Origin of the sequence: Pseudomonas jinjuensis (assembly GCF_900103845.1) — a bacterium.
GTDB classification, from domain to species: domain Bacteria; phylum Pseudomonadota; class Gammaproteobacteria; order Pseudomonadales; family Pseudomonadaceae; genus Pseudomonas; species Pseudomonas jinjuensis.
In genome coordinates this window covers 104,048-118,873 of the sequence record NZ_FNIJ01000010.1, presented here as the reverse complement: position 1 = coordinate 118,873, position 14,826 = coordinate 104,048, and the positions used below count along the sequence as shown (strand labels likewise).

11 protein-coding genes are annotated in these 14,826 nt (G+C 67.3%); 7 read left to right on the top strand and 4 right to left on the bottom strand.

Annotated features, from left to right (window positions below; translation table 11 throughout):
* The first annotated feature begins 238 nt into the window (after positions 1–238).
* Positions 239–1,123 carry an EamA family transporter RarD gene (rarD, locus tag BLR75_RS15630; RefSeq protein WP_084312819.1) on the top strand — a complete coding sequence of 295 codons (885 nt, stop codon included), beginning with the start codon at positions 239–241 and terminating at the stop codon, positions 1,121–1,123.
* Positions 1,124–1,609: 486 nt separating this feature from the next.
* On the opposite strand, the gene BLR75_RS15620 is transcribed toward rarD, so the two are convergent.
* Positions 1,610–2,128 (bottom strand): glycine cleavage system transcriptional repressor, encoded by a 519-nt coding sequence (locus BLR75_RS15620; RefSeq protein ID WP_084312821.1) that lies wholly within the window; start codon positions 2,126–2,128, stop codon positions 1,610–1,612.
* 325 nt (positions 2,129–2,453) lie between these two features.
* On the opposite strand from BLR75_RS15620, the gene BLR75_RS15615 reads away from it, so the two are divergent.
* The 6 genes from BLR75_RS15615 (at position 2,454) to BLR75_RS15590 (ending at position 11,040) form a co-directional block, all read left to right on the top strand.
* Positions 2,454–4,631 carry a malate synthase G gene (locus tag BLR75_RS15615; protein WP_084312823.1) on the top strand — a complete coding sequence of 726 codons (2,178 nt, stop codon included), beginning with the start codon at positions 2,454–2,456 and terminating at the stop codon, positions 4,629–4,631.
* Between the two features lie 291 nt (positions 4,632–4,922).
* Positions 4,923–5,432, top strand: coding sequence for an RNA polymerase sigma factor (locus tag BLR75_RS15610; protein WP_090416092.1), 510 nt, complete (start codon positions 4,923–4,925; stop codon positions 5,430–5,432).
* Positions 5,429–6,388 carry a FecR domain-containing protein gene (locus BLR75_RS15605; RefSeq protein WP_084312827.1) on the top strand — a complete coding sequence of 320 codons (960 nt, stop codon included), beginning with the start codon at positions 5,429–5,431 and terminating at the stop codon, positions 6,386–6,388. The genes BLR75_RS15610 and BLR75_RS15605 overlap by 4 nt, the downstream gene beginning before the upstream one ends.
* 515 nt (positions 6,389–6,903) lie before the next feature.
* Positions 6,904–9,321, top strand: coding sequence for a TonB-dependent siderophore receptor (locus BLR75_RS15600; RefSeq protein ID WP_084312829.1), 2,418 nt, complete (start codon positions 6,904–6,906; stop codon positions 9,319–9,321).
* A 125-nt stretch (positions 9,322–9,446) separates the two neighbouring features.
* Positions 9,447–10,406: a Vgb family protein gene (locus BLR75_RS15595; protein ID WP_084312831.1), complete on the top strand. Its 960-nt coding sequence runs from the start codon at positions 9,447–9,449 to the stop codon at positions 10,404–10,406.
* 10 nt (positions 10,407–10,416) lie between these two features.
* Positions 10,417–11,040: a glutathione S-transferase gene (locus tag BLR75_RS15590; RefSeq protein WP_084312833.1), complete on the top strand. Its 624-nt coding sequence runs from the start codon at positions 10,417–10,419 to the stop codon at positions 11,038–11,040.
* A 79-nt stretch (positions 11,041–11,119) separates the two neighbouring features.
* On the opposite strand, the gene creD is transcribed toward BLR75_RS15590, so the two are convergent.
* The 3 genes from creD to creB all read right to left on the bottom strand — a co-directional run bounded on the left by creD (position 11,120) and on the right by creB (position 14,822).
* Positions 11,120–12,496, bottom strand: coding sequence for a cell envelope integrity protein CreD (gene creD, locus BLR75_RS15585; RefSeq protein ID WP_084312835.1), 1,377 nt, complete (start codon positions 12,494–12,496; stop codon positions 11,120–11,122).
* A 230-nt stretch (positions 12,497–12,726) separates the two neighbouring features.
* A complete protein-coding gene (creC, locus tag BLR75_RS15580) occupies positions 12,727–14,145 on the bottom strand; it encodes a two-component system sensor histidine kinase CreC (protein ID WP_084312837.1) in 1,419 nt (472 codons plus the stop codon).
* On the bottom strand, positions 14,145–14,822 hold the full coding sequence (gene creB, locus BLR75_RS15575; RefSeq protein ID WP_084312839.1) for a two-component system response regulator CreB: 678 nt from the start codon (positions 14,820–14,822) through the stop codon (positions 14,145–14,147). The genes creC and creB overlap by 1 nt, the downstream gene beginning before the upstream one ends.
* Positions 14,823–14,826 lie beyond the last annotated feature (4 nt).

The window sequence follows — 14,826 nt, the reverse complement described above, 5'->3', positions numbered from 1 at the left end:
CGCGGGCATGGCCCGCTCCTACAGGGTTTCGCTGGAATGTCCGGGTAGGGCGCATAACGCGCCAGCGTTATCCGCCATCCCATCGGCGTGGCGTTATCGGCGGATGAAGCGTTCCGCTTCATTCGCCCTACTCCAGCCACCATGCGCCGCCGCCGAAAAACCTGAACGCACAGACAACCCGCGGCCGCCCGCCTAGAATGGCCCGGACAACCCTTAGCTGCCTATCCAAGGACGTTCCATGGCCACCGCCAACCCCCGCCTGGGCTACACCCTGGGCCTCACTGCCTATGTGATCTGGGGACTCTTTCCGCTCTATTTCAAACTGCTCGAACGCATTCCGGCGCTGGAGATCATTACCCACCGGGCCATCTGGTCGGCGATCTTCGGCGCGCTCCTGCTGCTGGTATGGAAGCATCCCGGCTGGTGGCGCGAGCTGCGCGAGAATCCGTGGCGGCTGGCGGTGCTGGCCGGCAGCGGCATGCTGATCGCCTGCAACTGGCTGATCTACGTCTGGGCGGTGAACAACGGGCACATGCTGGAAGCCAGCCTCGGCTACTACATCAACCCGTTGATCAACGTCCTCCTGGCCCTGCTGGTGCTGCGCGAGCGGCTGTATCCGCTGCAATGGGTGGCGGTCGGCCTGGCGGCGATCGGCGTGGCACAGCAGGTCTGGCAGCTGGGCAACCTGCCCTGGGTGTCCCTGACACTGGCGCTGACCTTCGGTTTCTACGGGCTGATCCGCAAGCAGGCGCCGGTGGCCGCGCTGCCCGGGCTGGTGGTGGAAACCTGGCTGCTGCTGCCACTGGCCCTCGGCTGGCTGGCGTTCAGCGACGGCCCGAGCACCCAGGCGGAATTCTGGACCAGCCACGAAGCGCTCTGGCTGGCCGCCGCCGGCCCGGTGACGCTGGTGCCGCTGGTCTGCTTCAACGCCGCCGCGCGCCACCTGCCCTACGCCACCCTCGGCTTCCTGCAGTACCTGGCGCCGACCCTGGTGCTGCTGCAGGCGGTGCTGCTGTTCGGCGAGCACCTCGACAGCACGCGGCTGCTGTCCTTCGCCTTCATCTGGGCCGGGCTGATCGTCTACAGCGCGGACGCCTGGTACCGGGTCACCCGCAGCCGCTGAGCAAAAATCGAGCGAATCCCTGCAAGCCACGCAGCGCCTGGCTTGCAGAGGATAACCCGCATGTTGTCCACAGCTTCATCCAGCGCGAACGTGGATAACGCGGCACCTTTCCCCTGTTCCGCACGGATCCAGCCGCCTTCAGGCCCCTTGCTCATTTCCTGAACCAGGCCGTACAACCCTTGCCAGGCCCGGCTTCCGGCAAGGAATCCGGAGCTTTTCCACAGGCTGATCCACGGCATCTGTGCATGACATGCGCCGCAGCGCCCGGTGCACTTTCAGATCGAAAAACGTACAGAACGCTGAACCCCACGCCCCACAATCCTCACGGCAATCCATCCACAGGCCGCGCACATTCCCGTCCACGCCAGCTGTGCACAATTCCCGGAACCATCCATCGCTCAGCTGGGCCAGCATCCATGGGCTTCCAAGCCAACAGCCCACAGGCTGACCACAGACTTGTCCACAGCCGGCAAGGAGATACGCCCTTCACTCTCCATTATGGAGATTAAGCTCCACCATCAGGTCGTCGGCCAGCGCTTCCAGGCGCTGCTGCAGCGCTTCCAGCGACAGCGTCAGGGGGACGGCGAGCACGGCTTCGGCGTGAAACAGCGGTTCGCTGCTCATCGGCGCCGGCAGGACTTCGGTGGTCAGCCGCTCCAGGTTCACGCCCTGCTCGGCGAGCAGGCGGGTGATGTCGCGGACGATGCCGGGGCGGTCGTTGCCCACTAGGTCGAGATGGATCGGCTTCCAGTTGCAGGACGGCTCGATGCCGCTTTCCGCCAGGAGCACGCGGATACCCTGGTCGGCCAGGCCCTGCAGGCCCTCCACCAGTTCGTCGTAGCCTTCCGCCGGCACCGCCACGCGGAGGATTCCGGCGAACTGCCCGGCCATCCTCGACATGCGGCTTTCCAGCCAGTTGCCGCCATGGGCGGCGATGCACTGGGCGATCCGTTCCACCAGCCCCGGCTGATCCGGAGCGATGACTGTAAGAACGAGATGATCCATAAGGCAGACTCCTGGAAGCGACGGGCGGGAAAAGGCTTTTTCAGGGTTGGAAAAAGAAGTATAGGTGGACTTCCCGGGGTGGCTGCGACGGGGCGCCGCAGAGCTGTCGGCAGGGCAATCGTGTACGGTTTCAAGATTTATCTGGAACAATCACTCAATTTTTTGCGAACATTATTGCCACTGCATGACTGTTGCGTGCTTCCTGGTCGGTCCTCGACTTTAGCCCACTGGTTTTTCCCGTCGCATCATGTAGTATCCCGCAACTCGGACTACAAGGCGATTTTGCCGCAGTCCAAAGCTGGTTCTGAGCAGAGTGAGGCAAGCAATGACTGAGCGCGTTCAAGTCGGTGGCCTGCAGGTCGCCAAGGTGCTGTTCGACTTCGTGAACAACGAAGCCATCCCGGGAACCGGCGTCGCCGCCGACAAGTTCTGGGCCGGCGTGGAAGCAGTGATCAACGACCTCGCACCGAAGAACAAGGCGCTGCTCGCCAAGCGCGACGAACTCCAGGCGAAGATCGACGCCTGGCACCAGGCGCGCGCCGGCCAGGCCCACGATGCCGTGGCCTACAAGGCCTTCCTCGAGGAAATCGGCTACCTGCTGCCGGAAGCCGCGGATTTCCAGGCCGTCACCGAGAACGTCGATGACGAGATCGCCCGCGTCGCCGGCCCGCAGCTGGTGGTGCCGGTGATGAACGCGCGCTTCGCCCTGAACGCCTCCAATGCCCGCTGGGGCTCGCTGTACGACGCGCTCTACGGCACCGACGTGATCGGCGAGGAGAACGGCGCCGAGAAGGGCAAGGGCTACAACAAGGTCCGCGGCGACAAGGTCATCGCCTACGCGCGCGCCTTCCTCGACGAAGCGGCCCCTCTGGAATCGGGCTCCCACGTCGATGCCGCCGCTTATGTAGTGGCTGGCGGAAATCTTGTAGTGCGCCTGGCCAACGGTTCCGAAAGCGGCCTGAAGAACGCCGCCCAGTTCCTCGCCTTCCAGGGCGATGCGGCCGCGCCGAGCGCCGTGCTGCTGAAGAACAACGGCCTGCACTTCGAAATCCAGATCGACCGCGAACACAGCATCGGCAAGACCGACGCCGCCGGCGTGAAGGACGTGCTGATGGAAGCCGCGCTGACCACCATCATGGACTGCGAAGACTCGGTCGCCGCGGTCGATGCCGACGACAAGGTCGTGGTCTACCGCAACTGGCTGGGCCTGATGAAGGGCGATCTCGCCGAGGAAGTCTCCAAGGGCGGCAGCACCTTCACCCGCACCATGAACCCGGACCGCGAATACACCAAAGCCGACGGCTCCGCGCTGACCCTGCACGGCCGCTCCCTGCTGTTCGTGCGCAACGTCGGCCACCTGATGACCAACCCGGCGATCCTCGACGCCGCCGGCAACGAAGTGCCGGAAGGCATCCAGGACGGCCTGTTCACCAGCCTGATCGCCGTGCACAACCTGAACGGCAACACCACCCGCAGGAACACCCGCACCGGCAGCGTCTACATCGTCAAGCCGAAGATGCACGGTCCGGAAGAAGTCGCCTTCACCAGCGAGCTGTTCGGCCGCGTCGAGGACGTCCTCGGCCTGCCGCGCAACACCCTGAAGGTCGGCATCATGGACGAGGAGCGCCGCACCACGGTCAATCTCAAGGCCTGCATCAGGGAAGCCCGCGAGCGCGTGGTGTTCATCAACACCGGCTTCCTCGACCGCACCGGTGACGAGATCCACACCTCCATGGAAGCCGGCGCCGTGGTGCGCAAGGGCGCCATGAAGAGCGAGAAGTGGATCGGCGCCTACGAGAACAACAACGTCGACGTCGGCCTGGCTACCGGCCTGCAGGGCAAGGCGCAGATCGGCAAGGGCATGTGGGCCATGCCGGACCTGATGGCCGCGATGGTCGAACAGAAGATCGCCCACCCGCTGGCCGGCGCCAACACCGCCTGGGTTCCGTCGCCGACCGCCGCCACCCTGCACGCGCTGCACTACCACAAGGTCGACGTGTTCGCCCGCCAGGCCGAGCTGGCCAGGCGCGCGCCGGCTTCGGTGGACGACATCCTGACCATCCCGCTGGCGCCCAACACCAACTGGACCGCGGAAGAGATCGCCAACGAGGTGGACAACAACTGCCAGGGCATCCTCGGCTACGTGGTCCGCTGGATCGACCAGGGCGTCGGCTGCTCCAAGGTGCCGGACATCAACGACGTCGGCCTGATGGAAGACCGCGCCACCCTGCGCATCTCCAGCCAGCTGCTGGCCAACTGGCTGCGCCACGGCGTGATCAGCCGGGAGCAGGTGGTGGAAGGCCTGAAGCGCATGGCCGTGGTGGTCGACCGGCAGAACGCCAGCGACCCGCTGTACCGCCCGATGGCGCCGAACTTCGACGACAACGTGGCCTTCCAGGCCGCGCTGGAGCTGGTGGTCGAAGGCACGAAGCAGCCGAACGGCTACACCGAGCCGGTGCTGCACCGCCGCCGCCGCGAGTTCAAGGCGAAGAACGGCCTCTGATCCGCAGCCTGCAATAAAAGGAAACCGCCCTTCGGGGCGGTTTTTTCTTGCCTGGCCGATTCCAGCGGCGCCGCTTTCCTGTAGGAGCACCATGCGCGCGACATCGGCGCTGCCGGTCTTTCGCAGGCATGGCCCGCTCCTACAGGACCTTCGGCGTTGGGGCGCACTCATCCCGGCCCCCAATCGTGCAAAAACCGACAGGAGCCAATTGCAGGCGTAGTCGCATCTTGAGATCATTTGCGAATACTTATCGTTTTGTTATTTCGTCCCGCGTGGGATGGGGGAGCAAGGGTGTTGGCCAGCAACGGCGAAATTGTCGGGACGCTGTATCGCGACCACCGGGAGTGGCTGGTCGCCTGGCTGCAGCGCGGCATCGGCTGTCGGCAGCGCGCAGAGGACCTCGGCCAGGACACCTTCGTCCGCGTCCTCGGCCGCGCCGAACTGCCCTCGCTGAAGGAGCCGCGCGCGTTCCTCCTGGCCATCGCCAAGGGCCTGCTGATCGACCAGTGGCGCCGCGCCGCGCTGGAACAGGCCTACCTGGAAGAACTGCAGCGCCTGCCCGAGCCGCTGCAGCCCTCGGCCGAGGAACAGTGCCTGATCCTCGCCGACCTGCGCGAAATCGAACGCCTGCTCGGCAAACTCTCCGCCCGCGCGCGCAGCGCCTTCCTGCTCAACCGCCTCGACGGCCTCGGCCATGCGGAAATCGCCGAACGCCTCGGCGTCTCGGTGCCGCGCGTGCGCCAGTACATCGCCCAGGGCCTGCGCCAGTGCTACATCGCCCTGTACGGAGAGCCGACATGAAAGGCCCGGTTCCGCTGCGCGTGCTCGACGAGGCCATCGCCTGGCAGCTGCGCCTCGGTTCCGGCGAGGCACATCCCGAGGACGAAGCCGCCTTCGCCCGCTGGCACGCCGCGCACAGCGAGCACGCCCGCGCCTGGAGCCAGCTCGGCATGCTCGACCAGAACCTCGCCGCGGCCAGCGCACCGGCAGCGCGCAGTGCGCTGCTGCGGGCGCCCGACGAATCCCGCCGGCGGCTGCGGCGCCTGGCCGGCACCGGGCTGTCGCTGCTGCTGGCCGGCGCGCTGGCGCTGACCCTGGGCAACCGCTACCTGCCGGTGCGCTACGCGCTGGCCGACGTGGTCACCCATACCGGCGAACTCCGCGAGCTGCGCCTGGCGGACGACACCCTGGTCAAGCTCGACAGCCGCACCGCCCTGGACATCCGCTTCGATGCGCAGGAACGGCGGATCGTCCTGCTCAGCGGCGAGATCATGGTGCAGACCGCCCATGGCGACAGTCGTCCATTCATCGTCGAGACCCGCGACGGCCGCCTGCGCGCCCTCGGCACGCGCTTCCTGGTGCAGCGCGCGGAGGACGGCACGCTGCTCAGCGTCCTGCAATCGGCGGTGGCGGCGCGCCCGGAGCGCCTGACGGACGAGAAGGTGATCCAGCAGGGCCAGCACGTGCTGGTGCGCCGCGACGGCCTCGGCCCGCTGGAGGCGAACAGCGCCACCGCCGACGCCTGGACCCACGGCATGCTGGTGGTGGACAACGTGCCCCTCGGCGAGCTGATCGACAGGCTCGGCGAATACCGCAGCGGCCATCTCGGCGTCGATCCGGCGGTCGCCGGGCTGCGCATCACCGGCAGCTTCCCGCTGCGCGACACCGACCTGGCGCTGAAGTCGCTGGAACCGACCCTCCCGGTGCGCATCGAGCGCAGCGGCGACTGGTGGGTCAAGGTGGTGCCGCGCGAGTGACGCCGTCAGCGCACAGTTGGCGCGCGGTCGCGGGCATGGTCCTACGGGAAAGTCTGGCGTCGTGGTTTCCCTCACCCCCAGCCCTGGCTGCGCGCCCCGCTCCAGAGGGAGAGGGGGCAGATTGGCGTCAGGATGAATGATGTGCCAACCGGCAACTCCGGACAGTCCCCTCTCCCTCCGGGAGAGGGTTAGGGTGAGGGGATGCACCGCGCCGATGTGAAGACAGTTGCTCCTACAGGTAATCCAGGGCCGCGATGCTTTTCGTAGGAACGAGGGGGGCGCCTAGCGAACAAGCTCCACAGCGGGACCGGTTCGCGAGCAAGCTCGCTCCTACACGGTCCGTTCGAACACGGCGTAGGGCGCATGACGCGCCAGCGTCATCCGCCAGACGGTTTGCCCCGTCGCAGAGGATTTCCCGGCAGCGCCGAAATTTTTTTTCACCCAGCCCTATCACTTTTTGAATCTCATTCGGCAAGGAGGCATTGAGAGTAATTTTCATTCAGGAGTTTTCCTCGATGCCCCGTTCGTTCGACCTGGCCTTCCGGCCCCACCTGCTGGCCGCCGCCATCCTCCTCGCCACCCCGCTGAGCGGCGCGGTCGCCGATGACAGCGTGCGCAGCTACCAGATTCCCGCCGGCCCGCTGGCCAGCACCCTCAACCGCATCGCCGCCGAAGGCGGGCTGAGCCTGAGCCTCGACCCGGCGCTGGCCAGCGGCCGCACCGCGCACGCCGTGCAGGGCAGCTACGACGCCGTCGGCGCGCTGCAGCAGGCGCTCAAGGGCAGCGGCCTGGAGCTGGTGCAGAGCGAATCCGGCAGCTTCAGCCTGCGTCCGATCCCGCAGGACACCCTGAGCATGTCCGCCACCACCGTCAGCGGCCAGCAGGAAGACCCGCAGGGTCCGGTGCAGGGCTACATGGCCAGCCGCAGCATGGCCGGCACCAAGACCGACACCCCGATCCTGGAAACCCCGCGCTCGATCTCCGTCGCCACCCGCGAGCAGATGGTCGACCGCAACGTGCAGAACCTCGACGACGCGGTGCGCTACATGCCCGGCGTGATCGCCAGCAGCTACGGCAGCGACACCCGCGCCGAGTGGCTGAAGGTGCGCGGCTTCGAACCCACCCAGTTCCTCGACGGCCTGCCGCTGCCGAAGGGCTCCTACGTCATGCCCAAGCTGGAGACCTGGGACCTGGAGCGCGTCGCCCTGCTGCGCGGCCCGGCTTCCTCCATCTATGGCCAGACCCCGCCCGGCGGCCTGCTGGACATGGTCAGCCGCCGTCCGCAGGAAGAAAGCAGCCACGAGGTGCAGGCTCAGGTCGGCAGCTACGAGCACAAGCAGATCGCCTTCGACAGCACCGGCAGGATCGACGACCAGGGCAAGATGCTCTACCGCGTCAGCGGCCTGGTGCGCGACAGCAACACCCAGATCGATCACATCGACAACAAGCGCTACAACATCGCGCCGAGCATCACCTGGAACTTCAGCGACGACACCCGCCTGACCTTCCTCTCGCAGTACAACCGCGACGATACCGGCATCACCAGCCAGTTCCTGCCGCTGCAGGGCACCAAGCTGCCGACCCCGGCCGGCGAAGTGAAATTCCACGAGAACCTGGGCGATCCGGACTGGGAGTTCTACGACAAGACCTATTACGCCCTCGGCTACGCCTTCGAGCATCGCCTCAACGATGTCTGGCAGTTCCGCCAGAACCTGCGCTACACCAAGAGCGACCTGTCGTTCCAGGGCATCACCGCCGGCGGCAGCGCCTTCTCGGTGGCCGACGACGGCACCCTGCAGCGCGGCGCCAACGTCGTGAACGAGGACATCAGCCAGTTCGCCGTGGACAACAACTTCCAGGCCGATTTCGCCACCGGTGCGGTCAAGCACACCCTGCTGCTCGGCCTCGACCACCAGCGCGCCAACAACAACTTCAGCTGGCTCTTCGGCGCCGCCCCCACCAGCAACATCATCGACCCCATCTACGGCCAGGACTTCAGTAACGTCAGCTACTTCGCCATCAACGACTACAACCAGAAGATGCGCGACACCGGCCTGTACGTGCAGGACCAGATGGCCCTCGACAACTGGCGCCTGACCCTCGGCGGCCGCGAGGACTGGGTGCATACCGGCACCAAGTTCTACAACGTCGGCAACGGCGCGACCGATACTCGCCGCGACATGCAGTTCAGCGGCAACGCGGCGCTCAGCTATGTATTCGACAACGGCGTGGCGCCCTACGTGTCCTATGCCGAGTCGTTCCAGCCCGAGCCGGGCGGTGCCAACGGCGAGATCTTCGAGCCAAGCACGGGCAAGCAGTACGAGGCGGGCATCAAGTACCAGCCGCCGGGCCGCGACCTGCTGCTCAGCGCCGCGGTGTATGACCTGACCCGCGAGAACATCGTCCTCACCGGCAGCGACTTCATCAGCCGCCCGGTAGGCGAGGCTGAAGTCCGCGGTTTCGAGCTGGAGGCCGTCGGCAGCGTCACCGACAACCTCAAGGTGACCGCCGCCTACACCTACGCCAACAGCAAGATGACCAAGGTCGCCCAGCAAGCGGACAAGAACCGCCCGCTGCCGCTGACCCCGGAGAACCAGGCGTCGCTGTGGGCCGACTACAACTGGACCCAGGGCTGGCTGGACGGTTTCAGCACCGGCTTCGGCGTGCGCTACGTGGGCGAGACCGACAACATCGCCATCGGCAGCATGGCCTTCGTGCGCGACAAGTCGGACGGCCACACCGGTTCCTACACCGTCTACGACGCCGCGGTACGCTACGACCTCGGCCGCCTGGACGGCAGCCTGCAGGGCCTGAGCGTGGCGGTGAACGCCAACAACGTGTTCGACAAGGAGTACATCTCCACCTGCGACGGCTTCTACTGCTACTACGGCGACCGCCGCAACGTGGTCGCCAGCGTCGACTACAAGTGGTGATACGAACGGGGCCGCAGATGCGGCCCCGTCTGTTTTCCGGATCGCAGGGCGCGGCCCCGCGGTTCGCTCCCTCCCTGCGCCCGGGCTAAAGTCTCTGCACACCCAGCCCGGCCAGGGAGAACCCCATGCACCCGCTCTTCCGCCTCCCGCTCCTCGCCCTGTTCAGCCTGGCCCTGCACGCCACCGCCCAGGCCGCCAGCGTGCAGTACTTCGACGTGCCCAGGGGCAGCGGCCCGCACGACGTGGCGCCGACCACCGATGGCAAGGTCTGGTACACCGCCCAGCGCGCCGGCTCCCTTGGCCGCCTCGACCCGCAGACCGGCAGGAGCGAAACGGTCCCGCTCGGCCCGGGCTCCGCGCCGCACGGGGTGATCAGCGGCCCGGACGGCGATGCCTGGATCACCGACGGTGGCCTCAACGCCATCGTCCGCGTGGACGCAGAACGTCTTGGCATCGAAGTCTTTCCGCTGCCCAGGGATGCCGCCGGTGCGAACCTGAACACGGCTGTGTTCGATGACGACGGATTGCTCTGGTTCACCGGGCAGAGCGGCTTCTACGGGCGGCTCGACCCCGCCAGCCACGACATCAAGGTCTGGCCGGCTCCGCGCGGCCGCGGGCCATACGGCATCGCCGTCACGCCGGATGGCGAGGTCTGGTACGCGTCGCTGGCCGGCGACCATATCGCCCATGTCGACAGCACGACCGGCGCGGCCACGCCCATCGATCCGCCGGCGGCGGGCAGCGGTCCGCGGCGCCTGTGGTCCGATTCGGTTGGCCGACTGTGGATCAGCCAGTGGAACGACGGCCATCTGGGCCGCTACGACCCCGCCAGCAAGGAGTGGAAAACCTGGAAGCTGCCGGGCGATCATCCGCAGCCCTACGCCCTCTATGTCGACGCCATGGACCGTGTCTGGCTGAGCGACTTCGCCAGCAATGCCATCCTCGGCTTCGACCCGGAGAGCGAGCGTTTCACCCGCCATGCCAGCGACCGCCCGGGCGCCAACGTGCGCCAGCTGCTCGGCCGCCCCGGTGAAGTCTGGGGCGCCGAGTCCGGCACCGATCGCCTGGTGGTCATCCGTTATTGAGGAAACCTGAATGAGCGCCACCCACGTCCTGTTCCACTCCCCCGCCTCGCCCTTCGTGCGCAAGGTGCTGGTCCTGCTGCACGAGACCGGCCAGCTCGACAGGGTGGAGCTGCAGCCGGCCAACCTCAGCCCGGTCAGCCCCGACCTCGGCGTCAACGCCAGCAACCCGGCCGGCAAGATTCCCGCGCTGCGCCTGCCCGACGGCCAGACCCTGCACGACAGCCGGGTGATCCTCGACTACCTCGACCACCAGCACGCCGGCGAGCCGCTGATCCCCCGCGACGGTCCGGCGCGCTGGCGGCGGCTGACCCTGGCCTCGCTGGCCGACGCCATCCTCGACGCCGCGGTGATCAGCCGCTACGAAACCTTCGTGCGCCCGGAAGACAAGCGCTGGGGCGAATGGCTGGCCGGACAGAAGGGCAAGATCACCCGCTCCCTGGCCTATTTCGAGCACGACGCCTTCGCCGAGATCGCCGGACACTTCGACATTGCCGCCATCGGCCTCGCCTGCGCCCTCGGCTACCTCGACCTGCGTCAGCCGGAGTGGGACTGGCGCGCCGAGTACCCGCGCCTGGCCGGGTGGTACGCCGAGATCGCCCAGCGCCCGTCCATGGTCGCCACCCGCCCCGTCTGAATCGGCGGAAAGAGCTGGGCAACCTGCCTCGCCAGTCGCTCGCCCAGCTCCCGCTCCTCGCGCAGTCCGTGCCAGGCACTCACTGCTGCACCTCCACCTCGTCCAGCGACCATTGCAGCTCGTCCCTGCCGCGCGGTCTGATGCCATACCAGTCCAGCTTGCGGGTCAGCACCATCACCCCGGCGAGCACGCCGAACAGCAGCAGCGAGCCCATCAGCAGCGCATAGTCCTCGGCGCGCAGCAGGCCGTAGAGCATGCCGTAGAGCGCCGCCAGGCCGAGGCTGAAACCGCAGCCACGAGCCAGGCTGTGCAGCACGTGGCAGAGGTAGAAGCCGATCAGCGCGACGCAGGCGCCGGCGGAAATCAGGTAGGCCAGTTCGAAACCGAGATGCTCACTGAGCGACAGCAACAGCAGGTAGAACAGCGCCAGCGCCATGCCGACCAGGGCGTACTGGATCGGGTGCACCGCCAGCCGCGCCAGCACTTCGAAGAGGAAGAAGCCGGCGAAGGTGAGGACGATGAACAGCAGCGCGTACTTGATCGCCCGGTCGGCCTTCAAATACTGGTCCACCGGATCGATCAGGCCGACGCCGAAGCTCGGCGCGCGCAGTTCGTCGCAGCCACGGGCGATGCAGGTCTGCAGCGCCTCTTCCAGGTTGGTGGCGAAGAAGCTGCTGCGCCAGCGCGCGCTGAAACCGTCGGCGCTGACCGTGCGCTCGGCCGGAAGGAATTCGCCGCCGAAGCTCGGGTGCGGCCAGTCGGACTTCAGGCTGACCTGGCTGTCGCGCCCCACCGGGGTGATGTCCAGCCGCGAACTGCCGAGCAGAGCCAGGTCGAAGGCATAGTCCAGGCGCTGTTCGGCGCTGCCGTTCACTCCAGAAAGCGGGGCGTGCACGCCGCTGCCGAGCAGGCTTTCCTGGCTGCCCGGCTGGAAGGCCAGGTCCTGGCCGTTCAGGCGCAGCCGGAGCGCGTTCTCGATGCCGCGCACGTCGCTGATGCCCGCCGCCAGGAACGGCTGGTCGAAGCGGTAGTCGGCGAGGTTTTCGTCGATGCCGTAGTTGGCCGGCAGCAGGAAGTGCCCGCTGATCCGCGAATCGGCGTGATACAGGCGCGCCTCGTAGATGCCGCGATGGCGCAGCTCGGTGTTCATCTGTCCATCGAGGACGAAGGTTTCCGGGAGGAAGTACAGGCGGCCGCGCCGCTCGCGTTCCTGCTGGGTGCGCGTGCCGGTCTTCTCGTCGACCTGCCACTCGCGCACCGTGCGGGTGTAGGGCACCACCAGCAGCGGACCGGTGATCTTCTGCGCATAGCTGGAACTGCGTGCGATGTCCTCCAGCACGCCATCGCGATAGGCCTGCCGCTCACCGATCAGGCCGTCGATCATCAGCAGGGGAATCAGCAGCAGCAGGATCAGCACGGCAATGGCGCCGAGCTTGAAGGCCAGGATGCGGTTCATCGGGAGTCTCCGTGCGGTTGGAATGCGCAGAGTCTCGGCGGCGCGCATGGGCGCAGTGGGGCGGGAATGTGGAGATTGTGTGGAGATTGCGGATGGCCGTAACCACACGCACAACATGCAGGAGCCAGCTTGCTGGCGATCCAGAGGTTCCTCTCAACGCCAGCGTGGCAGGGGAAGGTGGTAATCGCCAGCAAGCTGGCTCCTACGGATACGGCGTCACGTGAAGCGAGTCAGCCGGCCGGCAGCGTCAACCGCGCCTCGACACCGCCCTCGACATTCCCCACCCACAATTCGCCGCCGTGCAGCGCGGCGATCTCGGCGACGAAGTTGAGCCCCAGCCCGGTGCTCTTGCGGCCGCTATTCGGGCGTGGCAGGGAGTAGAAGCGCTCCGTCAGGCGCGGCAGGGCATAGTCGGGGATCGCCTGGCCCTGGTTGAACAGCGCCAGCCGCCAGCGGCCGTCGTCGCGCTCGGCGCCGAAGCGGATCAGCCCTCCGGCCGGGGTGAAGTCCAGGGCGTTGTCCAACAGGTTGGCCAGCGCCTGGCGCAGCAGGAAGGGTTCGCCCATGACCACCACGTCCATGCCGATCCCGTTCTCCACACGGATGCCGGCGGCGCCGATGCGCGGGTTCTGCAGCAGCTCGTCCACCAGCGAACGCAACGGCACCGCAACGCGCTCCTGCAGGCCCTGGCGCTGTTCCACCTGGGCCAGGTCGAGCAGGCGTTCGATCAACTGCTGCAGGCGCTCGCTCTCCCCGGCGATATTGCCGACGAAGCGCGCCCGCTGCGGCGCCGGCATCTCGCCCTCGAGCAGCTCGGCGGCGCCGCGGATGGCCGCCAGCGGGCTCTTCAGCTCGTGGGTCAGGCTGTGCACGTAGCGCTCGACGTACTCCTTGCCCTCCAGTTGCACGCGCATGCGCTCCACCGCCTCGGCCAGCTGCGCCAGCTCGCCGCCACGATAGCGTGGCAGTTCGGCGCGCTGCCCTTCGCTGACCGCCCGGGCATAGCGGGTCAGCCGCCGCAGCGCGCCGCTCAGCCACCAGGAGAGCAATCCGCCGACCAGCAGGCCGAGGCCGATCAACCCGGCGCCGAGCCAGGCCAGCCGGCGCTGCGAGCGGTCGATATAGGGCTGCAGGGTGCGGTTCGGCTTGGAAACCGAAACCACGCCGATGATCCGCTCGCCATCGCGGATCGGCGCGGCGACGTACATCACCGAGGAATCCGGGTCGTCCGCCGACTCGCGGGTGGAGCGCGCACCGTACTTGCCCTGCAGGGTCAGGTAGACGTCGTTCCAGCGCGAATAGTCCTGCCCCACCGCCGCACCGCTGGAGTCGAGCAGGACGATGCCGTGGGCGTCGGTGACGTAGATGCGGTGGTTCACCTCGGTCTTGCGCACGCCCCAGATGTCCGCCTGCGGGCTGCGCGTGCCGTAGGCCTGGAGCAGCTCGGGCAGGCGGCTCTGGGTCAGGGTGCCGTTCTTCAGGTCGTCGCGAAGGATTTCCGCCAGCAGGTTGGCTGTATCGACCAGGGTTTCCTCGGTGGACTGGCGCACGCCGGGGCGGATCTCGTCCATCACCGTGCTGAGCACGAAATAACCGGTAAGCCCGACGAACAGGAAATAGACCAGGAAGATGCGGACGCCGAGCGGCATCAGCTGCGGTCCGGCGCGTAGCTGTAGCCGAGGCCGCGATGGGTCTGGATCGGCTCGGCCTCGGCGGCGACCTGGCGCAGCTTGGCGCGCAGGCTCTTGATGTGGCTGTCGATGTTGCGCTCGTAGCCGGCCTCGCTGGAAACGCCCAGCGCGTCCAGCAGCTGCTCGCGGCTGAACACCCGCTCCGGCTGGCCGAGCAGGGTCTGCAGCAGGCGGAATTCATGGCGGGTCAGGCTCAGCGCCTGGCCGCGGTAGGCGATGCGCATGCGTTCGCCGTCCACCGCGAAGGGACCGTTCGGCGGCGCGGCTTCGCGCGGCGCGACACGCTTGAGGATGGCCTTGACCCGCGCCGCCACCTCGCGCGGGCTGAACGGCTTGACCACGTAGTCGTCGGCGCCGATCTCCAGGCCGACCACGCGGTCGATCTCGGCATTGCGCGCGGTGAGGAAGATCACCGGCACCTCGGAGAAACGCCGCAGCCGCTTGCACGCCTCGAAGCCGCTGATGTCGGGCAGGCCGACGTCGAGGATGACCAGATCGAACGCCTCGCGCTGCAGCCGCTCCAGCGCTTCGCCGGCCAGCGTCAGCCAGGTGGCGGCGAAGCCTTCGGCCTGCAGCGCGTAGAGCAGCGTGTCGGCGATGGCGGCTTCGTCCTCGACGATCAGGATGTGCGGCACGGCG